At 76.8% G+C, this 25423-nt stretch carries 17 protein-coding genes; 7 read left to right on the top strand and 10 right to left on the bottom strand.

The window, feature by feature from the left end:
* The first annotated feature begins 13 nt into the window (after positions 1-13).
* Genes IPL61_14315 through IPL61_14295 form a run of 5 tightly spaced genes read left to right on the top strand, consistent with a single transcriptional unit; the run spans position 14 to position 12035 of the window.
* A complete protein-coding gene (locus IPL61_14315; protein MBK9032460.1) occupies positions 14-1072 on the top strand; it encodes an AAA family ATPase in 1059 nt (352 codons plus the stop codon).
* A complete protein-coding gene (locus IPL61_14310; GenBank protein ID MBK9032459.1) occupies positions 994-3420 on the top strand; it encodes an ATP-dependent Clp protease ATP-binding subunit in 2427 nt (808 codons plus the stop codon). The genes IPL61_14315 and IPL61_14310 overlap by 79 nt, the downstream gene beginning before the upstream one ends.
* Positions 3417-6767, top strand: a complete 3351-nt coding sequence (locus tag IPL61_14305) for an AAA family ATPase (protein MBK9032458.1) — start codon at positions 3417-3419, stop codon at positions 6765-6767. Before IPL61_14310 ends, IPL61_14305 begins: the two co-directional genes overlap by 4 nt.
* Complete coding sequence (locus tag IPL61_14300) at positions 6764-9034, top strand: AAA family ATPase (GenBank protein MBK9032457.1); 2271 nt, start codon at positions 6764-6766, stop codon at positions 9032-9034. The genes IPL61_14305 and IPL61_14300 overlap by 4 nt, the downstream gene beginning before the upstream one ends.
* Positions 9035-9044: 10 nt before the next feature.
* Positions 9045-12035, top strand: a complete 2991-nt coding sequence (locus IPL61_14295; protein ID MBK9032456.1) for a tetratricopeptide repeat protein — start codon at positions 9045-9047, stop codon at positions 12033-12035.
* Positions 12036-12268: 233 nt separating this feature from the next.
* On the opposite strand, the gene IPL61_14290 is transcribed toward IPL61_14295, so the two are convergent.
* The 4 genes from IPL61_14290 to IPL61_14275 are packed head-to-tail and all read right to left on the bottom strand — an operon-like array spanning position 12269 to position 17268.
* Positions 12269-13705 carry a protein kinase gene (locus tag IPL61_14290; protein ID MBK9032455.1) on the bottom strand — a complete coding sequence of 479 codons (1437 nt, stop codon included), beginning with the start codon at positions 13703-13705 and terminating at the stop codon, positions 12269-12271.
* Positions 13702-14886, bottom strand: coding sequence for an FHA domain-containing protein (locus IPL61_14285; GenBank protein ID MBK9032454.1), 1185 nt, complete (start codon positions 14884-14886; stop codon positions 13702-13704). Before IPL61_14285 ends, IPL61_14290 begins: the two co-directional genes overlap by 4 nt.
* Before the next feature lie 44 nt (positions 14887-14930).
* Entirely contained in the window at positions 14931-16775 is a 1845-nt protein-coding gene (locus tag IPL61_14280; protein MBK9032453.1) for a hypothetical protein, read from the bottom strand.
* 28 nt (positions 16776-16803) lie between these two features.
* Positions 16804-17268 carry a PilZ domain-containing protein gene (locus tag IPL61_14275; GenBank protein ID MBK9032452.1) on the bottom strand — a complete coding sequence of 155 codons (465 nt, stop codon included), beginning with the start codon at positions 17266-17268 and terminating at the stop codon, positions 16804-16806.
* Positions 17269-17513: 245 nt separating this feature from the next.
* Here IPL61_14275 and IPL61_14270 point away from each other — a divergent pair, with 245 nt between their 5' ends.
* Together IPL61_14270 and IPL61_14265 are read left to right on the top strand one after the other, a co-directional pair.
* Entirely contained in the window at positions 17514-18776 is a 1263-nt protein-coding gene (locus IPL61_14270) for a replication-associated recombination protein A (protein MBK9032451.1), read from the top strand.
* 161 nt (positions 18777-18937) lie between these two features.
* Positions 18938-19201: a hypothetical protein gene (locus IPL61_14265; GenBank protein ID MBK9032450.1), complete on the top strand. Its 264-nt coding sequence runs from the start codon at positions 18938-18940 to the stop codon at positions 19199-19201.
* Between the two features lie 21 nt (positions 19202-19222).
* Here IPL61_14265 and hpnC read toward each other — a convergent pair whose 3' ends face one another.
* The 6 genes from hpnC to IPL61_14235 are packed head-to-tail and all read right to left on the bottom strand — an operon-like array spanning position 19223 to position 25400.
* On the bottom strand, positions 19223-20185 hold the full coding sequence (hpnC, locus tag IPL61_14260) for a squalene synthase HpnC (GenBank protein MBK9032449.1): 963 nt from the start codon (positions 20183-20185) through the stop codon (positions 19223-19225).
* A complete protein-coding gene (locus IPL61_14255; GenBank protein MBK9032448.1) occupies positions 20182-21534 on the bottom strand; it encodes a hydroxymethylglutaryl-CoA reductase, degradative in 1353 nt (450 codons plus the stop codon). Before IPL61_14255 ends, hpnC begins: the two co-directional genes overlap by 4 nt.
* Positions 21474-22400 carry a hypothetical protein gene (locus IPL61_14250; GenBank protein ID MBK9032447.1) on the bottom strand — a complete coding sequence of 309 codons (927 nt, stop codon included), beginning with the start codon at positions 22398-22400 and terminating at the stop codon, positions 21474-21476. The genes IPL61_14255 and IPL61_14250 overlap by 61 nt, the downstream gene beginning before the upstream one ends.
* Positions 22397-23389, bottom strand: a complete 993-nt coding sequence (gene mvaD / locus IPL61_14245; GenBank protein ID MBK9032446.1) for a diphosphomevalonate decarboxylase — start codon at positions 23387-23389, stop codon at positions 22397-22399. The genes IPL61_14250 and mvaD overlap by 4 nt, the downstream gene beginning before the upstream one ends.
* Complete coding sequence (gene mvk / locus IPL61_14240) at positions 23386-24312, bottom strand: mevalonate kinase (GenBank protein ID MBK9032445.1); 927 nt, start codon at positions 24310-24312, stop codon at positions 23386-23388. Before mvk ends, mvaD begins: the two co-directional genes overlap by 4 nt.
* Entirely contained in the window at positions 24309-25400 is a 1092-nt protein-coding gene (locus IPL61_14235) for a type 2 isopentenyl-diphosphate Delta-isomerase (GenBank protein ID MBK9032444.1), read from the bottom strand. The genes mvk and IPL61_14235 overlap by 4 nt, the downstream gene beginning before the upstream one ends.
* Positions 25401-25423: the final 23 nt, after the last annotated feature.

The following is a 25423-nucleotide window of genomic DNA, read 5'->3' as shown; positions in this document are numbered from 1 at the left end:
CGCCAGGTCGCGCGTGGCTGATCGCACGAGCAAGGTCACGGCCTGGGCGCTCGAGCGGGCCCTGCCGTCGGGCGCGCACACGGTCGCGCCGGTGGTGTCGCCCGAGCTGTGCGCGTTCGGCGACGACGACGCGCCCCTCGACGAGCTGCGGGTGTTCCTGGCCGAGCACCTGGCGACCGCGCCGGTGGCGGCGGTGGCGCGCCTGTTCGTGCCGGACGGCCTCGAGGTGCGGTCGGTGGTGGTGCCGCTGGCGCCGGGCGCGTCCACGCGCGCGCGCGGCCCGCGCCCGGTCGAGGTGGTGTGCGTGCTGGTGCCGTACGGGCCCGAGGGCCGCGATCGCCTGGCGCTGGTGCCGGCGCTCGCCGCCGGGTTCTTCGTCGACCGCAAGGAGGACGTGGCCGAGGTGGCCGCGCGCGAGATCGCGCGGCTGTGCGCGGCCAGCGGCCTCGACGGCGCGGCCTGGCGGCGGTTGCTGCCGCCGCTCGACGCCCAGCTGGTCGAGCTCGACGTGCTGGTCCGGTTCGCGCCGGCCGAGATCGTCGGCGCCGATCGGGTCGCGGCCGAGGAGCGGCGCCGGGCCCGGGCGCTGCTCGACGCCAGCGCGACGCCGCTCGGCGAGCGGGTGCGCGGCGGCGGCGCCGCGGTGGTCGGCCGCGATCGCGAGCTGGCGTCGTTGACCGCGCTCCTGGGCGGGCGCGAGCGGCTGGCGGTGCTGGTGTGCGGCGACGAGGGCGTCGGCAAGACCGCGATCATCGAGACCTGGGCCCGGGATCAGCCGCAGCGGCCGGCGTGGGCGACCTCGGTGGCGCAGCTCGTGGCCGGCGCGTCGGGCTTCGGCGAGGCCGAGCAGCGCGTGACCAACCTCTTCGGCGCGGCCGAGCGCCTCGACGCGGTGCTGTACTTCGAGGACTTCGGCAGCCTGTTCCGCGAGCGGGTCGAGGACGGCGGCCTGGCGCTGACGGCGATCGTGCGGCGGTTCGTGGTCGAGGGCGCGTGCGCGTGGTCGCGGAGATCACGCCGACCGCCCTCGAGCGCGCCGAGCGCCGCGAGATCGCGCTGGTCGGCGCGATGACCCGGGTCGCCGTGGCGCCGATGGACGCGGCCGCGACCCTGGCGGTGGTGACCGCCCGCGCCGCGCACTGGCGCCGGGCCGAGCCGCGGCGGCCCCAGGTGGCGACGGCGGCGCTGGCGATCGCGGTCGAGCTGGCGCGGCGCTACCTGCCGTACCGCTGGTTCCCCGGCAAGGCGGTGGCGCTGCTCGACGAGCTGCGCGCCGCCGCCGACGGCGAGGTCGGCCCCGACGGCGCGCCGCGCGAGCTCGGCGCCGACGCGGTCTACGACGGCTTCGCGTCGGCGACCGGGGTGCCGGCGTTCCTGCTGCGCGACGATCGCGCGCTGCTGGTCGCCGACGTGATCGCGCAGCTCGGCCGCCGCATGATCGGCCAGGAGCGCGCGGTCGCGCGCGTCGCCGAGACCCTGTGCACGGTCAAGGCCCAGCTGCAGCCGGCCGACAAGCCGCTGGCGACGTTCCTGTTCGTCGGCCCGACCGGCGTCGGCAAGACCGAGCTGGCCAAGAGCCTGGCCCACCTGCTGTTCGGCTCCGAGGGTCGGCTGGTGCGGTTCGACATGAGCGAGTACGCCGATCCGTGGGCCGCCGAGCGGCTGATCCGCGGCAGCGACGCCGGCGAGGGCCTGCTGACCGCGCGCATCCGGCAGCAGCCGTTCGCGGTCGTGCTGCTCGACGAGATCGAGAAGGCCCACCCGGCCGTGCACGACCTGCTGCTGCAGGTCGCCGGCGAGGGCCGCCTGACCGACGCCCGCGGGCGCACCGCGTTCTTCCACAACGCGATCGTGATCCTGACCTCGAACCTCGGCGCCCACGGCCGCGGCGGCGCGATGGGCCTGGCGCTGGGCGGCGTCGTCGACGAGCGCGACCGCGAGCTGGCGCGCTACCGGGCCGCGGTGACCGAGGCGTTCCGGCCCGAGATGCTCAACCGCCTCGACGCGATCATCCCGTTCCATCGCCTCGACGCCGCGCAGATCGCGGCGGTGACCCGGCTGGCGCTGGCGCAGCTGGCCGAGCGGCGCGGCCTGGTGCAGGCGCAGCTCACGCTCGACGTCAGCGACGCCGCGACCGCGGCCCTGGCCGAGGGCGGGTACGCGCCGGCCTACGGCGTGCGCGCGCTGCGGCGGCACCTCGATCAGGCGGTGATCGCGCCGGCGGCCCGGCTGGTGGCGCGGCTCGGGCGCGACGCCCACGGCGCGCTCCTGGCGGTGCGCACCGTCGACGAGCCGATCGGCGTCGAGCTGCCGGCCGGGGCCCACCTGGGCACGACCCCGCCCGAGGCCGGCGTCACGGTGTCGGCGTGGCGCCGCGGCGGCGCCGGCGGTCGGCGCAACGCCCGCGGCGCGCTGGCGGTGGCGGCGGCGCGGCGCGCGGCCGACGGCTGGATGCGGCGCGACCTCGCGACCGAGGTCAAGGCCCAGCTCGACTGGCTCAAGGCCCAGCTCGCGCGCGGTGAGGCCCAGCCCGGCGGCAAGCGCCGCGGCAAGGCGGTGCTGTCGAGCGCGCAGGTGCAGCAGATGGCGATCGAGCTGGCGCGGCTCGAGCGCGCCTGGGACGACGCCGGGCGCGCGCGCGACGATCTGGCGGCGGCCGAGGAGCTGGCGATCGCGGCGGCGCTGGCCGGCGACGACGTCGAGCCCGCGGTGGCGATGGTGGCGCCGCTCGAGCGCACGTTCGCGCGCGCGATGTTCTGGCTGGCGGTGGCGCGGCGCGAGCAGCGCGACGAGATCACGCTGGGCCTGTCGGCGACCGATCACCCGCGCGCGCTGGGCCACTGGGTGACCGCGCTCCTGGCCGAGGCCGAGCGCCGGGGCTGGACGATCACCGCGCACTCGACCGTGGCCCGCGACCCGGCGCCGAACTGGCCGATCGCGCGGGTGTGGGGGCCGCCGCGGACCCGGGCCTGGCTGGCCGGGCAGACCGGCCCCGACGGCGGGCTGCGCAACGCGCTGGTGCGCGTGCGCGGGCCGGGCGCGGCGTGCCTGCTCGGGCTCGAGGCCGGCGCCCACCGGTACTTCGGGATCGCCAAGGAGTCGCCGTGCCACCTGGTGGTGCGCCGGCTGGCGCTGGCGACCGAGTTCACCGACGCCGAGTGGCTCAAGCTGGCGACGCTGGCGCCGCCCGCGGCGACCCCGCGCGGGCCGGTCGAGCGCGAGCACCCCGACGACGCGAGCGTGATCGTGCGCGGCACCAAGCTGGCGCTGCCGTGGGTCGAGCAGTGGGCGCGGCTCGAGGAGGTGGCGCTGACGGTGATCGCGGCCGAGCTGGCGGCCGGGCGCACCGCCGACGAGCTCTACCCGGTCGAGCTGGTCGACGACGACGACGCGGGCGACGACGACGGCGGTGACGCGTGAAGCGCAGCTACGCGATCACGGTCTACGAGCGGCGCACCAGCGCCGGGCTGGTGTGGACGCCGGTGGTGCCGGTCGGCCCGCAGCCGGCGCTGACCGGCAAGAGCGAGGTGCGGCTGCGCGAGGGCCTGGCCAAGGCGCTGGCCGAGCTGGTGCGGACCCGCGAGCCCGAGGACCAGGAGCTGCTCGAGACCGCGCCCGGGACCCGGCTGCACCACGTCTCGCTCGATCTGAACCTGCGCGGCCACGGCCGGGTCGGCGGTCGGTTCCCGCTGGTGCTCGAGCCGCGCTGGTTCACCGACACCAGCCAGCGGCTGCTGGCCTACCACCCGAGCGATCCGTCGGTGTGGTTCGACGCCGACGACGTCGCCGAGGTCGAGCGGCTGGCGCCGCACTTCGCGCGCCACGCCTGGCACGACGCGTCGGCGGCCGACCTCGAGGGGCGCAAGAGCGCCGCCAAGGAGCGCCTGTTGACGGTGTCGTTCGATCTGACGCCGCGGACGCTGCTCGATCGCGCCCGGGCCGCCGAGGTCGGGCGCCAGCGCGCCGGGCTGGCGCGCGTGGTCCACCAGAAGCTCGGCCAGCTCGGCGTCGATCAGACCGCGCGCGCGATCGACGGCACCTTGCCGCTGGGCGTGCCGCGCCCGACCTACCGCGCGCAGCTGGCGCGCCTGCTCGGCGGCGCCCGGCCGCGCTCGACCGTCGTCGTCGGTCGTCCGGGATCCGGACGCGCGACGGTGGTGGCGCGGTGGGTGGCCGATCGGCTCGAGCAGGACGGCTGGCTCCTGCACCGCAACAGCGACCGGATCCACCGCGTGTGGCGCCTGTCGGGCAAGCGCCTGATCGCCGGCATGCAGTACTTCGGCGACTGGGAGGATCGCCTGCTCGATCTGGTCACCGACGCCCGGGCCCACCGCGGCCTCCTGTGGTTCGACGATCTGCACCTGTTCGGGCGGCTCGGCATGACCCGGCAGTCCGAGCGCTCGTTCGCCGACTTCTTCCGCGGGCCGGTCCAGCGCGGCGAGCTGACGATCGTCGCGACCGCGACCCGGGCCCAGCTGGCGCGGCTCGAGGACGAGGCGCCGTCGTTCGCGAACCTGTTCGCGCGGGTCGCGATCGAGCCGACCGGCGCGGCCGAGACCGCGACCTTGATGCTGGCCGAGGTCCGGCGGCTCGAGGCCGAGCACCCGATCGAGGTCCACCCGTTCACGCCGCGCACGATCACCGAGCTGGCCACCAGCCTGTTCCCGTGGACCGCCAGCCCCGGCGGGCCGATCGAGCTCTTGCGCAAGCTGGTGGTGAGCGCCGGCGCGGCGCCCGACGGCGGCCGGCGCCCGCTCACGCCCGAGGCCGCGGTCGCGCTGGCCGCGCGCGAGACCGGCCTGCCCGAGCACCTGATCACCCTCGACGCGCCGCTGGATCCGGCCGAGGTGACCGCGCACTTCGCGGCCCGGGTGGTCGGGCAGGACGAGGCGGTCGCGGTCGCCACCGACGTCGTCGTCAAGGTCCGCGCCGGGCTCGCTGATCCCGGTCGCCCGCTCGGCGTCTACCTGTTCACCGGCCCCACCGGCACCGGCAAGACCGAGCTGGCGACCGCGCTGGCCGAGTACCTGTACGGCGATCGCCGCCGGCTCCTGCGGTTCGACATGAGCGAGCTGGCCGGCCCCGACGCGGTGGCGCGGCTGATCGGCGATCGGTTCAACCCCGACGGCCTGCTGACGACGCGCATCCGCGAGCAGCCGTTCGCGGTGGTGCTGCTCGACGAGATCGAGAAGGCCCACCCGGCGGTGCTCGGGCTCTTGCTGCAGCTGTTCGACGAGGGCCGCCTGACCGACGCCGCCGGCGAGGTCGCCAGCTTCCACCACGCGGTCGTGGTCATGACCTCGAACCTGGGCGCGCGGGTCCAGGCGCCGATCGGCTTCGGCGACGGCGCCGACCTCGTGCTCGGGCAGATCGCCAAGGCCGTGCGCGAGTTCTTCCCGCCCGAGCTGTGGAACCGGATCGATCGCGTCGTCCGGTTCCGGCCGCTGACCGAGGAGGTCGCCGCCCGCGTCGTCGACAAGGAGCTGGCCAAGCTCCTGGGCCGGCGCGGCCTGCGCGAGCGCGACGTGTTCGTCTACGCCGGGCGCGCGGTGCGCGCGCGCGCGGTGGCGCAGGCGTTCGACGCCCGGTTCGGCGCGCGCACGGTCAAGCGCTGGCTCGAGGACCACGTCGCCGGCGCGCTGGTCGACGCGCTCGCCACCGCGCCGCCGGCGCGCATGACCGTGGCCCGGCTGCGCGAGCACGCCGGCGCGATCGCGGTCGAGCTCGAGCTGGTGCCCGAGGCGGCGCCGTGGCCGGGCACGTTCGCGCTGGTCGCGGCCCGCGACCTGTCGGCGGCCGCGCTCGCGCCGGACGCGGAGGCCATGGCCGATCGCATCGATCGCGCGCTCGCCGGCGATCCGGTCGGGCGGGCGCTGGCGGCGCTGCGCGATCACCCCGACGCCGACCGCGGCCGCTACTTCGTCGAGCGCTACGCCGACGAGCTCGAGGAGCTGCGCACGACCCTGGTCGGCCGGCGGCCGCGGGCGCGGCGGGCCGAGTACGACGAGCACGATCTCGAGGCGTGGCCGCGGTCCGAGCTGCGCGAGCGTGAGCACGGCGCGTCGGGCAAGCGCGAGCCGCGCCGCTACGATCCGCGCAGCGGTGACCGCGCGCCCCGGGCCCAGGCGAGCCAGCCGGCGCTGGTGGCGGCGCTGGCCCGGGCCGAGCTGCTCTTGCGGCACGCCGGCGACCTGGCTGATCCCGACGCCCACGTCGTGACGCTCCTGGTGACGCCGGTGGGCGTGGTCGGCAGCGGCGCGCGGCCGCTGGGCTGGGGCCTGCTCGAGGCGCTGCGCGCGGTCGCCGATCAGGCGATGGTCCGCGGCAAGGACGGGCGCATCGACGACTACCGGGCGCCGGCGATCGGTCACGTCCAGCGCGCGTTCGTCGTCCGCGAGGTGTTCGCGCGCGCGGCGTTCACGCCCGAGCACGGCACCCACTTCTTCCAGTCGCTCACCGACGAGCCCGAGGTCTACCGGGTCGAGGTGCGGCCGGGCGCGCACGAGCTGGTGCCGCTGCTGCGCGCGCACGCGGCCGCGCTGGCGGCGTTCGAGGAGGCCCAGGCCGCCGGCGTCGCCGGGCCGCCGAACCCGGAGGCGCTCTTGCCGGCGGTCCGGACCCTGACCTACGCCGCCGGCGCGCGGCCGGGCGAGGCGTTCGTGGCCGACGTCGAGGACTTCGTGCTGGGCCTGGCCACGCGCGTCACCGCGCCGAGCCTGGCCGAGGTCGTGCGCGCGCTGTGGCACGTGCGCTGGAGCCACCGATGACCCGGCCGACGTTCCGGGTGTTCCTGACCGAGCACGACGGCGGCAAGCTCGTGGGCGTGCTGATGCGGCGGCGCGAGCGCCTGTTCGATCGGCCGGCGCCGACGGCGTGGGGCGACACGGTCGCCGACGTGCTGGCCGCGCTCGAGCCGGCGGTGATCGCGGCCGCGGCCGACGGCGACCTCGCCCGCTACCGCTTCACCGAGGACGTCGAGCTGCGCCGGGTGGCGATCGAGATGCGCCCCCGCGCGCCCGCGGCGACGGTCTGGGTGCTCGGCTCCCGCACCGTGCCGATCCGCGTCGCCTACGGCGCGTTCGCCGAGGGCGAGGTCTGGCGCGCGCTGGTGCCGCGGTTCGGCTGGTCGCTGGCGCTCGAGTCGCTCGACGACGCCGCCGAGGTGATCCGCGCCGCGGTGTCGGCGGCGACGCTCGGCTCGAGCGCGGCCGACGCGCTCGACGTGCGCGCCGGCGTGCGCGAGTGGATCGAGCCGTGGGCGCTGGCGCGGTTCGACGCCGACGATGACGACGCGCGCGCCGAGGTCGAGCCGCCGCCGCCGACCGTGGCCGCGGTGGCCGAGGACTGGACCGGCAAGCTGGCGCGCAAGCACCTGGCGGCGCCGGTCGGCGAGCTGCCGCAGGCGCTGGCGCTCCAGGCGATGGTCGACGCCGAGCCCGCGCGCTCGATCGTGCTGGTCGGCGAGCCCGGCGTCGGCAAGACCGCGCTGGTCCGGCGGCTGGCGCGCCACCTCGGCGAGCGCGGCGCTGGCGACGAGCGCCGGCGGCTGTGGGCGACCTCGGCCAGCCACATCACCGCGGGCATGACCTACCTGGGCATGTGGCAGGAGCGGTGCCTCGCGGTCGCCCGCGAGCTGGCCGGGACCCGCGACTGGCTCTACGCCGATCGCCTGGTCGAGCTGTGCGCGGCCCAGGCCGACGGCGCCACGATCGGCGAGCTGTGGCTGCCGGCGCTGGTCGCCGGCGAGCTGCGGGTCGTGGTCGAGGCGTCGCCGTCGGAGCTGGCCCAGTGCCGGCGCCGCTACCCGGCGCTGGTCGACGCGCTGACGGTCGTGCGCGTCGACGAGCCCGGGCCGGCCCAGGTCGGGCCGCTGGTGCTCGCGTACCAGCGGCGCAAGAACCCGGCGTGCGAGCTGCACCCGGCCGGGCTGCGCCGGCTGCTGTCGCTGAGCGCCGCGTTCCGGCGCGATCTGCGGTTCCCGGGCAAGGCGCTGGCGTTCCTCGACTGGTGGAACGCCGACGCGGTGCCGCCGCCGAGCCTGGCGATGCCGCGCGACGTCGCGGCGGCGTTCGGGCGCTGGTCGGGGCTGCCGGTCGAGCTGATCACCGACGAGCACCCGACCGGCCGCGCCGAGATCACCGCGGCGCTGACCGCCGGCGTGATCGGCCAGGACCACGCGTGCGAGGTGGTCGCGCGGGCGCTGGCGCGGTTCAAGGTCGGGCTCGACGATCCCGAGCGGCCGGTCGCCTCGCTCCTGTTCGCGGGGCCGACCGGGGTCGGCAAGACCGAGCTGGCCAAGCAGATCGCGCGCTACCTGTTCGGGGCCGACGATCGCCTGGTGCGGGTCGATCTGTCGGAGTACATGACGCCGGGCTCGGCCGCGCGGCTGCTCGAGGTCGGCGGCGGCGCCGGCTCGCTGGCCGAGGCGGTGCGCCGGCAGCCGCTGTCGGTGGTGCTGCTCGACGAGCTCGAGAAGGCCCACCCCGAGGTGTTCGACCTCCTGCTGGCGGTGATCGGCGAGGGCCGGCTGACCGACTCGCTCGGCCGGCTGCTCGACCTGCGCATGTGCGTCATCGTGATGACCTCGAACCTGGGCGTCGGCGCCCGGGGCGCGGTCGGGTTCGGCGGCGACGACGTGCCCGACTACGGCCACGCGATCCGGGCCCACTTCCGGCCCGAGTTCTCGGCGCGCCTCGACCACATCGTGTCGTTCCGGCGCCTGGGCGCCGCCGCGATCGAGCGCATCGTCGAGCTCGAGCTGGCCAAGGTCCGCAAGCGCCCGGGCGTGGTCAGCCGCGGCCTGAGCCTGTGGTCGTCGCCGGCGGCCCGGGCGCTGCTCGCGGCGCGCGGCGTCGATCCGACGCTCGGCGCCCGGCCGCTGCGCCGGCTGATCGAGGAGGTGGTCGTGGCGCCGCTGGCGGTGCGGATGGCGGCCGATCCGGCCCTGCGCGACCGCGCGATCGGCGTCGTGACCGCGGCCGAGGCCGCGCGCGCCGACGCCACCACCGACGTGATCGCGCTGCCGAGCGAGTAAGCTAGCGACCGTGCGCGACGACGAACCCACGCGATCGCTCGGCCCGCTGGCCGCGCTCGAGAGCGGCGAGACCCTCCCGGCCGACGAGCCGTCGATGGGCGGCACGTCGTCGCCGGCGCTGCGCGTCGGCACCCGGGTCGGGCGCTACCTGCTCGAGGACGAGCTCGGCCGCGGCGGCATGGGCGTGGTCTACGCCGCCCACGATCCCGAGCTCGATCGGCGGGTCGCGATCAAGCTGCTGCGCAGCCGCGCCGCCGACGGCACCGAGGGCAAGGCCCGCTTGCAGCGGGAGGCCCAGGCCCTGGCCAAGCTGGCGCACCCCAACGTCGTCTCGGTGTTCGACGTCGGCACGGTCGGGGCCGACGTGTTCATCGCGATGGAGCTGACCACGGGCGGCAACCTGCGCGCCTACCAGCGGGATCGGGCCTGGGCCGACATCGTGCGCGCGTACGTGCAGGCCGGGCGCGGCCTGGCCGCCGCCCACGCCGCCGATCTCGTCCACCGCGACTTCAAGCCCGACAACGTGCTGGTCGGCGGCGACGGGCGGATGCGGGTCACCGACTTCGGGCTGGTGCGCGTGGCCGATCGCCCCGAGCTCGTCGCCGCGGCGACGCCGGTGCGGGCGAGCGCGAGCGGCGCGATGTCGTCGTCGCTGACCGAGGCCGGCTCGGTGATGGGCACGCCGCTGTACATGGCGCCCGAGCAGATGAGCGCGGGCGAGATCGGCCCGGCCGCCGATCAGTTCGCGTTCGCGGTGGCGCTGTGGCAAGCGCTGCACGGCGAGACGCCGTTCACGGCCTTCGAGCTGCCCGCCCGTCGCCAGGAGATCGTCGACGGCGCGCGCCGGCCGCCGCGCAACCGCGGGGTGCCGGCGCGGATCCAGCGCGCGCTCGAGCGCGCGCTCGCGGCCGAGCCGGCGCAGCGGTGGCCGACGATGGCGGCGCTGCTCGACGAGCTCGAGCGCGGGCTGCGCCGGCCGCGGCCCTACGTCGCGGTGGCGGCGGCGGCGGTCGTGGCCGCCGCGGTCGTCGTGGCGCTGGTGGTCGGGCGCGGCGCGGCGCCTTCGCCGTGCGCCCAGGCCGACGCCAGCGGCGCGGGCCTCTGGAGCGGCGCGCGGGCCCGGGTCGCCGACGCGTTCGGGATCAGCGGCGCGCCCTACGCCGACGCCAGCTTCAAGGTGGTCGACGCGCGCCTGACCAAGCTCGAGCGCGACTGGCGCGCGGCGTCGGTCGAGGCCTGCCGCGACACCCGCGTGCGCCACGCCCAGCCCGAGGGCGTCTACGCCCAGCGCGCGGCGTGCCTGGCGGTGCGGCGGCAACAGACCGCGGCGTTCATCGAGACGCTGGTCGGGGTCGACCGCGATCGCATCGCCGACGTGCCCGCGCTGATCACGACGCTGCCGCGGCTCGAGGAATGCGCCGACCCGCAGATCCTCGCCGGCCTGGTGCCGCGCCCGACCCAGCCCGAGGCGGCCGCGGGCCTGGTCGAGCTCGAGACCCGGCTCGCCACCCTCGCGGGCCGCGCCGACGACGCCGACGACGCGACGTACGACGCCGTGGTCGCCGCGGCGCGCCAGCTCGGCTATCCGCCGATCGAGGCCGAGGCCCTGATCGTGCGCGCGGGCCACGCGATCGGCGTCGGTCGGTTCGATCCGGCCCGCGCCGATCTGGTCGACGCCGCCGCCGCGGCCACCCGGGGCGGCGATCGCGGGCACCTGGCCACCGCGTACCTCGAGCTGCTCGCGCTCGACGCCGACGAGCGCGGCGATCTCGACGGCGCGGCGTCCTGGGGCGAGCTGGGGGCGGCCGCGGTCGACGCGCTCGGGCGGCCGCTCGGCAAGCGCCTGGATCTGGCGCTGGGGCTGGCCGACCTGGCGCGAGCCCAGGGGCAGCCGGCCCGGGCCGCGGCGGCGCTGGCGCCGATCCTCGAGGAGCGCGACCTCGACCCGATGGCGCGGTTCCAGGTCGACGGCCTGCTGGCGCTGGTGTTGACCGATCAGGGCGAGTACGACCAGGCCGAGGCGGTGTTCGCGCGGCTCGAGCCGGCGGTGGTCGCGGCGCTGGGCGCCGAGCACCCGTACGCGCTGACGATCGCGACCAACCGCGCGATGCTGCTCTACCAGCGCGGCGAGCTTGCCCAGTGTCGCGCGGCGCTGACGCCGATCCTGGCGACGCGCGAGCGCGTGCTCGGGCCCGCCCACGTGCAGATCGCGCAGAGCCTCGAGGCCCTCGCGGCGTGCGAGAACAAGTCGGGGCACAGCGGGGCGGCGCTGACCAAGCTCGAGCGCGCGGTCGCGATCTACCGCGCGGCGCGCGGCCCCGAGCACCCGCGCACGCTGTCGGCCATGTCGGATCTCGGCGGGGCCTACTCGCACCTGAACCAGCACGCCGAGGCGCTCGCGCTCAACCAGGAGCTCCTGGCGATCCGCGAGCGCACGCTCGGCCCCGATCACCTCGACGTCGCGACCTCGCTGGTCAACACCGCGATCGAGGCCAAGAACACCGGCGCGGTGGCGCTGGCGATCGGCTACGACGAGCGCGCCCTGGCGATCTTCGAGCAGGCGCTCGGGCCCGAGCACCCGAACGTCGCGGTCGCGCTGATCAACTACGGCGAGGCCCTCCGCGCTGGCGGTCGCGCCGCCGACGCGATCGCGGCGTTCACCCGCGCCGGCACGATCATCACCGCCGCGCTCGGGCCCGCCCACCCGCTCCTGGCCCACGTCGAGTACGGGCGCGGCATGGCCGAGCTGGCCCGGGGCCGCGCGCGCGACGCGGTCGCGTGGCTCGAGCGCGCGGTCGCGCGCCGCGCCGGCCCCGATCAGGATCCCAACGAGCAGGCCGAGGCCGAGCTCGGCCTGGCCCAGGCGCTGGTCGCCGCCGGTGGCGATCGCCGGCGCGCGCGCGCGCTGGCCGAGCACGCGATCGCGACCTGGACCGCCGCCGGCGACGAGTTCGCCGACAAGCGCGCGGCCGCGACCGCGTGGCTGCCCCGCGCGCGCTGACGGGCCGCGGTCAGCGCTTGCCAGGGGTTCGGTCGCGCACCGGTCGACGCGTCTCGCGCCTCGGAGGGGCGGCTCGTCGGGACCTGGCGACGGACCCGCTGCAACTCAGATCAGGCTTGTAAGTTTTTCGGTCGAGCACCGGTCCACGCGCCGGGAGTCTCGCGTCGTGGGTGGGGGCCCCGTCGGGGCTTGCCCCCGACGGGGGAGGGCCTGGCGACAGGCCCTCTGGAAACTCAGCGCGCGTCGACGGCGATCGCCTGGGCCCGGAGCGCGATCGCCTCGGCCAGCGCGACGTCGGTGGTCGGGCGCGCGGCGGTGACCGGGTCGCCCAGCCGATCGAGGTGCGCGACCAGCGCCGCCGCCAGCTCCGGCGGCGCGGTCGCGGTGACCGCGTCGGGCAGGTGGAAGTCGTGGCGCGTCCGCGTGCCGGCCAGGATCTGCTCGCGCGACCACGGGTGGTGGCCGATCAGCATCTCGTAGAGCACCACCGCGGTCGCGTACAGGTCATCGGCCGGCACCGGCTCGGCGCCGCGGCGCTGGTCCGGACTCATGTACGCGAGCGTGCCGACGGCCTCGGCGGCGCGGCGGCCGTGGGCCACGTCGGCGCCGGTGCTGCCGTGCGCGTCGGGCAGCTGCGCGACGCCGAAGTCGCCCAGCATGATCTCGACCCCGGCCTGATCAGGATCGCGCCGGAACATCAGGTTGCCGGGCTTGACGTCGCGGTGGACGACGCCGCGTCGGTGGGCCGCGGCCAGCGCCGCGAGCAGCTGCACGTGCCGCTCGATCGCGCGGCGGATCGAGCGCGGGCCGCGCTCGCGCAGCAGATCGCGCAGCGTGCCGCCGGCCGCGAGCTCGAGCACCAGCCGGCGCGACTTCTCCTCGAGGTCGAGCACCGCGACGACGTTGGGGTGGCGCAGCGACGCCATCAGCCGGGCCTCGCCGAAGAACCGCTCGACCGCGCTGGCCTGGCCGGCCGTGGCCAGGTGCGGGTGCAGGAGCTTGACCGCGACGTCGCGCTCGAACTCGGCGTCGCGGGCCAGGTAGACGACGCCGGTCGCGCCGCGGCCGAGCTCGCGCACCAGCCGGTAGCGGGCCCCGGCCCCGATGCCGACGACGTCGGCGCCGGCGATCGTCTCGCCCGCCGACGGCGCGGTCAGGCCGCGGGCCACGCGCAGGCGCTCGACCCGCGCCCGGACGTTGGGGTAGTCGACGTCGCGCGCCAGCACCGCCTCGTAGTGCCGGAGCGCGGCGTGATCGTCGCCGAGCTTGCGGTAGTGCTCGGCCAGCAGGTAGTTGGCGCGCACCGCGTGGGCGTCGGTGACGGCGAGCGCCTGCAGGTGGACCAGCCCGCGCTCGAGCTCGTGGCGGGCCTCGAGCCAGTCGACCAGGCGGGCGCGCAGCGTCGTGATCGCCTCGGCCGGGGCCTCGGGCACGGCGATCAGCTTCTCGAGCCACTCGGTCGCGAGCCGCTCGTGCCCGCGCTGCCACAGGCCCGCGAGGTGGGCGAGGGTGTCGGTCGAGCCGAGCTCGTCGAGCCGGCGGCCGTCGCCGCACGCGCTCGTGAGCTGCTCGAGCCACGCGTCGTCCTCGTCGCGCAGCACCGCCGGCTCGGCCGGCGTCGGCGCCGCGGGCGCGCGCCTGCGCCCGAACCAGCGCGCCCAGAGGCTCATGCCGCCACGTCGATGGTGAGGTCGTCCCAGGTGAGCACGTCGCCGACGATCAGCTGGACGGCGCCGGTGCCGATCCGGTCGGCGCCGAGCTGGAACCCGCCGGCCGGTCGGCCCAGCCACGGCGCGCCGGCCTCGAACACCAGCTCGCACGCCAGGCCGGTCGCGGTCAGATCGACCCGCTGGCCGGGGCGGGTCACGACCAGCCGGCGCCCCCGATCGAGCCCGGTCGCGATCCGCAGGAACAGCACGCCCGGGCTGCCGTGCAGCTCGTACTCGACCTTGCAGTCCTCGCCGAGCTCGACCGCGCCGGCGCCGACCAGCGGCATCTTGCCGGCCACCGGCAGGCCGCCGATCAGCGTGCCGTTGCGCGAGCCGCCGTCGCCGATCGTGAAGCCGGTGGCCGACACCTCGATCTCGGCGTGGCGACGCGACACGCCGCCGGCGCGCAGCGGCAGGTCGCACACGGCGTCGCGGCCCAGCGCCACCAGCGGTCGCGCCGTGACGATCACCGGGTCGAGCCCGCGCGGGCGCAGCTCGACCCGGCCGCCGCTGATCAGGTCGGCGGCGAGCGCGTCGAGCACCCGCTGCCGATCGTCGGACGGCTCGGCGGCGAGGCTGGCGGCCAGCGCGGCCTTGGCCTGGCTGCGCCGGCCCAGCCGGCGGTGCAGCTCGTAGTCGGCGAACGCGTCGCGCGCGGTCTTCTCGGCGGTCGCGCGGAGCTCGTCCTCGCCGAGCGCCCGCTCGACCCGATCGATCAGGCCGGCGTCGGAGAACGCCTGGGCCGCGGCCGCGAGATCGTCGATCGCCTGGAACGCGTCGCCGGCCTCGCGGAAGGCGCCGCCGGCGACGAGCAGCGTCGCGGCCTCGCGCACGCGCTCGCGATCGCGCGCGGTCGCGATCCCCTCGGCCTTGGCCTTGGCGACCAGCGCCCGGCCCAGCGCCGCGGACGCCTGCGCGACCAGCGGCGCCTCGTCGCCGGCCCAGTGCAGCGCGTCGCGCAGCGCGGCGATCTCGCCGGCGCGATCGGGCGCGCGCGCGGCCCGGGCCAGGTGCATGCGGACCGCGCCCTCGCGGTCGCCGGCCAGCCCGTAGTGCGTGGCCGCGGCGTCGGGATCGCCGGCCGCCTCGGCGGCGCGCGCCGCCCGGTGATCAGGCGAGAACATCCGGCGGAGGAACCCCACGGCTCGCGATTATAGATCGAGCGGATCGTTTCGACCCGTCGCCGTCACGGGAGCTTCGCGCCGAAGCGCTGCGCGTACGCGGCGGCGAGCTCGGCGCGGCCGACGGCGTCGCCGGCGCGATCGAGGGCCTTGGCCAGCGTGCGGTAGGCCTGGGCCAGCTCGGGCTCGGCGGCGATCGCCGCCCGCAGCGACGCGATCGCCGGCTGGACCTTGCCGGCGCCGACCAGCAGCACCCCGCGCAGGTACAGCGCCCAGGCCGCGCCCGACCAGGCCGCGATCGCCTGATCGCACAGCGCGCGCGCGGCGCCGAGCTGCTGCTGGCGCAGCGCGAGATCGCACCGGGCCGCGAGCAGGCCGGGCGCGCCCTTCCAGCGCTTGCCGGCGGCGGCGGCCTGCTGCTTGGCGACCGCGAACTTGTCGGCGTAGATCGCCGCGAGCAGCTCGCGCACGGCGTTGACGTAGTCGCCCTCGTCGGCGAGCGCGATCCCGCCGGGCGCGCCGCCGGGTGGCAGGCCGTAGCGCCCGCGGGTGCGCGACGCCCAGACCCGCACCTCGTCCGCGGCGCCGGCGGTCACGGCCTCGGCGCGGTCGGCGGCGCGCTCGGCCAGCGTGACCAGGCCCTGGCTCATGTAGATCTGCGCCAGCGTCAGCCACACGTCGACGCGCTCGCCGGCCAGCCCGTCGACCTGGGCGAGGTAGCGCAGCGCGGCGGCGCGGTCGTTCGCGGCCAGGAATCCGCCGGCCATCGCGAACAGCGGCCGCGGATCGTCGGGCGCGACCTCGAGCACGCGCGCGCACGCCTTGGCGGTGGCCTCGGCGGCGGCGCCGTCCTTGCCGATCCGGACCTCGCAGATGGCCTGGCGCACGTCGCCGGTGGCCGGGTAGGCGGCCGACAGGGCCTCGAGCTCGGCCAGCGCGTCGGCGAGCTTGCCGGCCTGCGCGAGCCGGCGCGCGCGCGTGAGCTGCTCGAGCGCCTCGCCGCCGAGCTGGGCCGCGGGCCCGCCGCCGCCGGACTCGAGCATCACCCGCAGCTCGGCCTGGAGCGCGCCCTTGTCGTCGGCGATCCAGCCGCCCCACGGGTTGGTCTCGAAGTAGCCGTTGAGCCGCGCCGCCAGCGCGCGCACGTCGAAGCTGGCGCGCGGCACGAGCCAGGTCTCGAGGCCGAGCTGCATGATCGCGCGGCACGGCTCGGACAGGGTCGCCATCTCCGGCGAGTAGACCGTGGCCAGGAGCCACACCGGATCGCTCTCGTGCGGCGCGCCCAGCGTGTGCGCCAGCTCGTGCAGCAGCACGACCGTCTGCTTGTGGCGGCGCCGGGCCTGGTGCACGCGCTCGCGCTCCTCGGCGGTGGTGTCGGGGAACGCCCGCTCGAAGCCGGCGCGCTCGACCACGTCGGCGTAGCCGCGCACGACCAGGTGCCGACCCAGCGGCCGGGCCATGCCGAGCTGCTCGAACGAGCCCTCGACCAGGGTCAGCGACGACGCGTAGCCGATCACCCAGTCGACGTCGTCGCCGGGGTCCTTGGCCTCGAGCGCGGCCAGCACCTCGCCCAGCGGCCGATCGGCGCTCCGGGCCGGCCACGGTTGCATGTCCTTGGCCACCAGCCGGATGCCGACCGCCGGCGCCAGCAGCTGGTTGGCCTCGTCGAGCTGCTCCTCGATCTGCGCCCGCCACCGCACGTTCTGGCTGCGGAAGTCGTCGTCGACCCAGACCCGCACGCTCGCGGTGCGCGAGGTGCCCGGCACCGGCGTCGCGACCTCGAGGTGCGCGGGCAGGGCCTTGGCGAGGCTCTTGCGCTGGATCTCCTTGGCCTTGGCGGCGTTGGAGAATGCGTTGGTGTAGCAACCCGCGCCGCCGAGGACGGCCACGCAGACGAGGACGGCGCGCATGCGCCTCGAGGCTACCACCCCAGCGCGATCACGCCGCCAGCTTCGCCAGCGCCGGATCGGCCGCGAGCGAGTTGCCGTGGCGGAGCAGCACCGGCGTGCCGGTCCAGGCGAACCCGAGCGCGTAGTCGTCGCCGTCCTCGCGCATCCACTGGACGCGGGCCTTGAAGCGGTAGGTCAGGCCGAGCTCGATGTCGTCGATGACGATCTCGACGGCGCAGCCGACCTCGGCGTAGGGCGCGCTGGCGCACACCATGCCCCCGGGCCCGATGTCCGAGACGGTGATCGCGTCGTGGAGCTTGCCGCCGCGGACGATCGCCGGCAGCGCGACGGACTCGCGCCGGAAGCGGCGGCCGTCGACCGCCGGGCTGGCGTCCTCGGCGAACGCCGCCTCGAGGGCGGTGAGCGCCTCGATCTCATCGAAGGACAGCCCGGCCCCCGACGCGGCCTTCCCCAGCAGCAGCCGGTACTGGTACACGCGGTCGAGAGCGGTCATGCCTGTGGATAGAGCAAGGTCGGTGCCACGCTGCGGGCGGTCGCCCGCACCTCACAACCCGGTGAGATCACAGATCGGCCCCCCCTCCCTGGCGGATCGGGTGGCCGGGTTTGCCGTCACCAGGGGTGTCGCGACCTCGCCGCATTGACACGGTGCGGCCACACCGCGATCGTCGGTGGGTCCCCGTGGATCTCTTCGCCCAGAACGCCGCGTCGCGCCGCGTCGGTCAGCCCCTCGCCGAGCGCATGCGCCCGCGATCGCTGGCAGAGTTCGCCGGCCAGGGGCACCTCGTGGGTCCGGGCAAGCTCCTGGGGCAGCTCGCGGCGGGGCGCACGATCCCGTCGCTCTTGCTCTGGGGGCCGCCTGGGACTGGAAAGACCACCCTCGCCCGGCTGGTGGCGGAGGCGATCCGCGCACATCTGATCACGCTGTCGGCGGTCGAGGCCGGGGTCAAGGACATGCGCGAGGCCGTGGCCGGGGCCGCCGAGCGCCGCGATCAATACGGGCGCCGCACCGTGCTGTTCATCGACGAGATCCACCGGTTCTCGAAGACCCAGCAGGACGCGCTCCTGCCCCACGTCGAGGCCGGGACCGTGACCCTGGTCGGCGCCACCACCGAGAATCCTTCGTTCGGCGTGGTCGGCGCGCTGCTGTCGCGGTGCCGGGTGGTGCGGCTCGAGGCCCTGACCGACGAGGTGATCGCGACGATCGTGCGCCGGGCCCTGGCCGACCACGACCGCGGCCTCGGCGGGCTCGACGTCCGGATCGCGGACGACACGATCGAGCAGCTCGTGGCCCTGGCCGGGGGCGACGCGCGGCGCGGGCTCGGCATCCTCGAGGCGGCGGCCGAGCTGGCCGGCGCCGAGCCGCCGGTGACGATCACCGCCGAGCACGTGGCCGAGGCCGCCCAGGGCAAGGTGCTCACCTACGATCGCGCCGGCGACGAGCACTACGGCGTGGTCAGCGCGCTGATCAAGAGCCTGCGCGGCTCGGATCCCGACGCCGCCGCGTACTGGATGACGCGCATGCTCGAGGCCGGCGACGATCCGCGCTTCATCCTGCGGCGCCTGGTGATCTTCGCGTCCGAGGACATCGGCAACGCCGATCCCCAGGCGCTGGTGGTCGCGGTCAGCGCGCTGTCGGCCTACGGGCTGGTCGGCCTGCCCGAGGGCGCGCTGGTCATGACCCAGGCCGTGGTCTACCTGGCGTGCGCGCCCAAGTCGAACACCGCGCTCACGACCTACGCCGCCGCGCGCAAGGCGGTGCGCGAGCACGGCGCGCTGCCGGTGCCGGCGGCGCTGCGGCCGGCGTCGACGGGGCTGGCCCGGGCGATGGGTCACGGCCAGGGCTACAAGTACCCGCACGAGTTCGAGGGGGCGTACGTGCCGGCCGACTACCTGCCCGAGGCGCTGGTCGGTACGCGCATGTACACGCCGACCGAGTCGGGGTTCGAGGCCGAGCTCAAGGCCCGCCTGGCGGCGCTGGCCGAGCGCAAGCGCCGGGGCTGACCTGGGGCGAACGGGCCGCGAACGCGGCCTCGGGCGGGGCTCGGGCCGGGCGGCGGCGATCAGTGGCTGCGGGCTGCTTGGCCGGCGGCGATCCGCGCCGCGGGCCCACGACCGTGACGACGGCCCCACGCACGACCGCAAGCTGTGATACTCATTGGGCGATGTCCGCCCTCGACTCGACCCAGGAAGAGCTGTTTCTCGGCATCGCGTACGCGCTCTTCATGAACCGCTTGCACGTGCTGCGCTTGACCGAGGTCGTGCGCCTCGGCGTCCGGCCCAACGCCGAGGACGGCAACATGGACGTGCCCGATCCCCTCGACGCCGAGCTCAAGCAGCAGGCCGTCGAGTACGTGATCAAGTGCTTCCCGGCGAGCTTCACCAAGAAGCTGCGCGGCGCCGCCGATCACTGGCTGTCGCTGTCCTGACGCCCGCGACGCGGTCGCTGATCACCCGCCGACGAACGTGCGCCGCACCAGCGCGATCGCGCGCGGGCCCAGCGTCTCGCCGCGCCACGCCAGCGCGCGCGACACCACCAGCGCCTTGTCGGCGGTGGTGATCCGCGGCCGCTCGACGAACAGCCGCGGCCCGGCCGCGCCGATCTTGTCGAGGATGCGCATGCCGCCGTGCCACATCAGCGCCAGCTCGACCGCGAGGTCGGCGCCGACCATGTCGATCAGCGGCCGGGCCCGCTCGAACAGCGCCCGGGTGCGCGCGACCAGGTAGCGGACCAGCGCCGCGATCGCCGGGGTCGCGCGGCGGGCCTCGATGTCGGCCTCGCTGACGCCGAAGTGGCGCAGGTCCTCCTGCGGCACGTAGATGCGGCCGCGCGCGAGGTCGGCCGGCATGTCCTGGATCAGGCGCGCGAACGCCAGCCCGGTGGCGAGGTCGTCGGCGTACGCGTGCAGCTCGGGCGCGCGATAGCCGCCGATGTACAGGAGCAGGTGGCCGACCGGCTCGGCGGCCTCGCGCGTGTAGTCGCGCAGGTCGTTCCAGGTCGCGTAGCGCCGGGTCTCGAGATCGGTCCGGAATCCGGACACCAGCTTGGTGAACTCGGTGATCGGCAGCGCCAGCGACTTGATCGTCGCCGCCAGGGCCACGAACACCGGGTGCTCGGGCGGGCGCCCGAAGTAGGTCTGGTGCAGCAGCTCCTCCCAGCGATCGAGCTCGCGCGCGCGCCGGCCCTCGTAGGCGGGCTCGTCGGCGAAGTCGTCGGCGACCCGCGCGAACGCGAAGATCGCGAAGATGTGCTGGCGCAGGTTCGAGCGCGCGAAGATCGACGCCACCGGGAAGTTGTGGTGGTGGGCGCGGCACAGCGCCTCACAGTAGCGGTAGCACGCGCCGACCTCGAGCGAGGGCGGCAGGGGCACGGCCTGGGCGGTGGCGCGGCGATCGCCGATGCGGTGGATCATGGGCTCGTGGCCAAGGTAGCACCCTTGAGCTGGGTCAGGAGGGTGGCCGCGGTCTCGGGCCGGAGGTCGCCGCCGGCCACCAGCTCGGCGGCGAGCGCGTCGATCAGCTCGCCGTCGGCGCCGGCGGCCCGGGCCACCGCGCGCGCGTGCAGCGCCATGTGCCCGCGCTGGATGCCGTCGGTGGCGAGCGCGCGCAGCGCCGCGAGGTTGCACGCGAGCCCGGCGGCCGCGGCCAGCGCCGCCAGGCGGGCCGCGGAGGTCACGCCGGCCAGGGCCAGCATCGCGCGGGCGCCGCGGTGGACGTGGAGCGCGCCGCCGACGGTGCCGACCGCGAGCGGCAGCTCGAGCTGGCCGCGCAGGTGGTCGCCGTCGACGTGCCAGGTCGCGAGCGGGGCGTAGCCGCCGGCGCGCGCGGCCCAGGCGTGGGCGCCGGCCTCGACCGCGCGCCAGTCCTGGCCGGTCGCGACCAGGACCGCGTCGACGCCGTTCATGATGCCCTTGTTGTGGGTGGCGGCGCGGTAGCGATCGGCCTCGGCGAAGCGCGACGCGGCCGCGACCCCGGCCGCGACGGTGGCGCCGTCGGTGCGGGCGTCGGCCAGCGCCGTCAGCGGGATCGCGCACGCGACCGTGACCGTGCGCTGATCGGTGAGGTTGGTGAGGATGCGCAGGCCGACCGCGCCGTCGGCCCGGGCCGCGAGGTCGGGCGCCAGCAGCTCGCACAGCGTGTTGACCAGGTTGGCGCCCATCGCGTCGCAGCAGTCGACGTCGACGTGGACCACGACCACGCCGCCGTCGAGGCCGGCGGTCGCGAGCACCCGCGCCGAGACCGCGCGCGGGCCGCCGCCCCGGGCCACCAGCCGTGGCGTCAGGGCCCGGGCCCGGGCCAGGATCGCGGGCGCGGCGTCGGTGAGCCGGGCCGCGGCGGCGACGGCGTCGACGACGTGGACCAGCTGGATCTGGCCGGTGACGATGGCCGGGCGCACGATCGCGGTGAAGCCGCCGCCGGCGCGGGCCATCCGCGCGGCGTTGGACGCGGCCGCGACGATCGACGCCTCCTCGACCGCCATCGGCACCAGCGCGTCGACGCCGTCGACGGTGAAGTTGGTCGCGACCGCCAGCGGCAGGGCGTAGCGGCCGACGACGTTCTCGATCATGCCCGCGGCGTCGGCGAGGCTCAGGCCACCGTCGAGGTCGTCGAGGTCGAGGCCTTGGTCGGCGAGGTGACGGCGACGCTCGTCGACGGTCCGGGCGTGGAAGCCATGCAGGCGAGACGACACGCCGGCGGACCTTACGCAGCTGTCCGGGTGATGTCCACCCCGGTCGGATCGACGGTGAGCGCCAGCGGCCAAAGTCCGGCTTCGACGATCGCCGCGGTCACCTGGTTACGATCGAGCGCCGCAGGGCGGACGATCGCGACGACGTCGCCGCCACCGGCGCCGGTGGTCTTGGCGACCGCGCCGAGCGGCGCCAGCCGGGCCTGGAGCGCGGTCACCGCCGGTGGCACCAGCGCGACGTCGGTGGCGGCGGCCAGGGCCGCGGTCGCGGCGGCGGCGGCGGCGAAGCCGGTCAGCGCGGCGGCGGCGGTCGTGGCGGCGGCGAGGTCGGCGGCGGCGCGGGCGATCGCGGCGAGGGCGTCCTCGACCGCGGGCCGGCCCCGGGTCGCGGTGACCGCGGCGACCAGCGTCGCGGTGTCGGCGGCGGCGCCGGTCCACGCGAAGTCGAGCGCCAGGTCGGCCGGCAGCGCCAGCGGCGTCACCGCGCCGCGCGTGAACGCCAGCGCGCCGCCGTGGGTCGAGGTCGCGACGTCGGCGCCGCTGCCCGGCGCGCCGCGGCGGCCCTGGGCGCGGGCGTGGGCCGCGGCGGCCAGGCGCCCGACCTCGGCCCGATCGAACCGCGCGACCGCGTGCAGCGCCGCGCCGATCGCGGCCACGGTCGCGGCGGCCGACGAGCCCAGGCCCAGCTTGACGCCGTCCTGGCGCAGCGCCTCGGTGTCGACGGTGACCCGGGCCAGCGCCGCGGCGGCGTCGGCGCCGACCTCGGCCGCGAGCACCTCGGCGGCCGCGGCCAGGAACTCCGACGGCGGCGCCGGCGCGGCGCCGAGCGCGGCGTGGGCCCGGCGATCGACCGCGACCATGATCGCGACGCCGCCGTCGAGCACGGCGTACTCGCCGGCCAGCATGACCTTGCCGGGCGCGGTCGCGCGCCAGCCGGTCACGTCAGCTCCACGCCCGGGCCGGCGGCGGCGACGGTCACCGCGGTCACGCCGGGCACCGCCGTCATCGCGGCCGCGACCGCGGCGGCGTCGGCGGCCGCGGTCAGCACCTTGACGTGCGGGCCGGCGTCCATCGTCGCCCAGGCGCCGAGGCCGCGCCCGCGCAGCGCGCGGACCTCGGCCAGCGCCGCCAGCGTCGCCGGCTGCCAGTACAGCACCGTCGGCCGCGACGCGATCGCCGCGGCGTGCATCGCCAGCGCGCTGCCCTCGGTGACCGCGCCCAGCGCCGCGAGGTCGCCGGTCGCGATCGCGGCCTCGGCCGCGCGCAGATCGTCGGGCACGCACGCCACCCACGCGGCGTACAGCGGCGAGGTCGCGGCGCAGTGATCCATCGCGTCGCGCGAGCCGTGGGTCTTCGGCGCGCCGCCGCCGACCTCGGCGATGACCATGCGCAGCCCGGCGACGAACGCCGGCGCGGCGTCGATCGGCGTGGCGATCGCGTCGGCGCCGTCCGCGCGGGCGCCGGCGTGCATGCGCACGAGGCCGCCGTAGATCGAGCGCGCGGCCGAGCCCGAGCCCAGCCGCGCCAGCCGCGACAGCGCGCCGCCGTCGAGCGCGAGCCCGGCGGCCCGGGTGGCGGCCAGCGCCAGCGCCGCGAAGCCGGACGCCGACGACGCCAGCCCCGACGCGGTCGGGAAGTGGTTGGCGGTGTCGATCGCGGCCCGGGCGTCGGTGCCGGCCAGGGCGCGCACGCGATCGAGCCACGCGCTGGTGCGGGCCAGCACCGGGGCGGCGGCGGGCGCGCCGTCGAGCACCATCGCGTCGGCGGCCAGCGCCGGATCGAACCGCACGGTCGTGACGGTCGTGAGCGCGTCGAGCGTCAGCGACAGGCTGCCGGCCGCCGGCAGGTTGCGGGCGGCGTCGCGCTTGCCCCAGTACTTGACGAGCGCGATGTTGGCGCACGCGCGCGCGGTGATTGCGGTGCCGATCATGGCGGTGCTCCCACGGTGGTGACGAAGCCGGTCGCGCCGAGCGCGGCCCACGCGGCGACGACCGCGTCCTCACGGCCGGGCGCGAGCGCGATCACCGCGCCGCCGCCGCCGCCGCCGGTGAGCTTGGCGCCGAGCGCGCCCGCGGCGCGGGCCGCGGCCACCATCGCGTCGAGCCCGGGCGTCGACACGCCCAGCGCCGCGAGGTGCGCGTGGGCCTCGTCCATGGCCGCGCCCAGCGCCGGCCAGGCGGTCGCGCCGGTCGTCAGCCAGGCGCTGGCGTCGTCGGCCAGCGCGCCCAGGCGGGCCAGGCGTCGGTCGGCGGCGGCGCGATCGGCGGCGCGCGCGTCGGCGACGCGCGCCACCATGGCCGCGGTCGAGCGCGGCTCGCCCGACAGGCCGATCGCCATCGGCAGCGGCGGCCCGACGATCGGCGTGAGCCCGTGGCCGCGCACGAACCGGCCGAGCCCGCCGTGGGCCGCGAGGGCGGCGTCGAGGCCGCTGGGGTTGCCGTGGAAGCTGCGCTCGGCGTCGTTGGCGATCGCGGCGACCTCGGCGTCGGTCAGCGCCCGCCCGCCCGCCGCCGCCAGCGCCCGCGTCACCGCCACGCACAGCGCCGCCGACGAGCCCAGCCCGGCGCCGGCCGGCAGCGTCGCCTCGGCCGTGATCGCGTGGCCGCCGTCGACCGCCAGCGCCGCGGCGATCGCGCGCAGCGCCGCGGCCACCGGGTGATCGTCGGCGGCGGCCACCGCGACCGTGAACGCGCCGGTGACCGCCAGGGTCAGCGGCCCCGGGCGCGCCGTCGCCGTGGCCACGACCGCGCGATCGATCGCGCCCGCGACCGCCGCGTGGCCGTAGACCGCGGCGTGCTCGCCCAGCACGATCACCTTGCCGGCCCCGCGCCCGCGGGTGGCGCCCGCGCTCACGGCCGGGCCACGCCCAAAGCCGGCAGGCCGAGATCGCCGATCCACCCGCGCAGCGGCGCACCGAGGTGGCGCGGCGCCGCGCGCAGGTCGACCGGCCGGCGCGAGCCGGTCAGGAGCATGATCGTGCGGATCGAGGTGATGACCCCGTCGAGCAGCTCGGTGATCGCGGCCACGCCGCCGGCGCGCTGGGCCCGCAGCACCGGCGCCGCCAGCCCGCCGAGGGTCGCGCCCAGCGCCAGGGCCCGGGCCACGTCGTGGCCGCTGCGCAGGCCGCCCGACGCGATCGTCGTCAGCCCCGCGGTCGCGCACGCGAGCGTCGCGATCGCGGTCGGCACGCCCCAGTCCCACAGCTCGGTGCCGAGCGCCCGGGCCGGCGAGCCCTCGGCCGCGCGCCGCGCCTCGACCGCGACCCAGCTGGTGCCGCCGGCGCCGGCGACGTCGACGGTGGTGACGCCGATCGCCTTGAGGCGCGCCGCCGCCTGCACCGACAGCCCGCAGCCGGTCTCCTTGACGATCACCGGCACCGGCAGCGCGTCGACCAGCCGGGCGATCGTGTCGACCGCGCCGCGGAAGTCGCGATCGCCGTCGGCCTGGATCAGCTCCTGGCCGGGGTTCAGGTGGATCGCCAGCGCGTCGGCCTCGATCTGACGGATCAGCTCGCGACAGCGCTCGACGCCGAGCGCGCCGGCCTGGACCACGCCGAGGTTGCCGATCAGGAACACGTCGGGCGCGACGTCCTTGACCCGGAACGTGGCCACCAGCTCGGGGTGCTCGGCCATGGCGCGCTGCGACCCGACGCCCATCGCCAGCCCGGCCGCCGCGGCCGCGGTCGCGATGTCGCGGTTGATCTGCGCGGCGTCGCCGGTGCCGCCGGTCATGCCGGTGACCATCAGCGGCGCCGCCAGCGTCCGGCCGCACAGCTCGGTCGCGAGGTCGAGCTCGTCGACCGCCAGCTCGGGCAGCGCCTGGTGGATCAGGTGGACGTGCTCGAGCAGCGTCGTGCGCTCGGCGAAGTCGGCCGCACCCGAGGCCGCGACCTCGATGTGGTCGGCCTTGCGGCGGGCGATCGCGGGGGGCTCTGCGGACATCGCCGCGGTTCTAGCACGCGCCC

The organism is Myxococcales bacterium (assembly GCA_016717005.1).
In the GTDB taxonomy this organism is placed as follows: domain Bacteria; phylum Myxococcota_A; class Polyangia; order Haliangiales; family Haliangiaceae; genus UBA2376.
The sequence above is the reverse complement of the archived record's forward strand: the minus strand, read 5'-3'. Positions and strand labels throughout refer to the sequence as shown.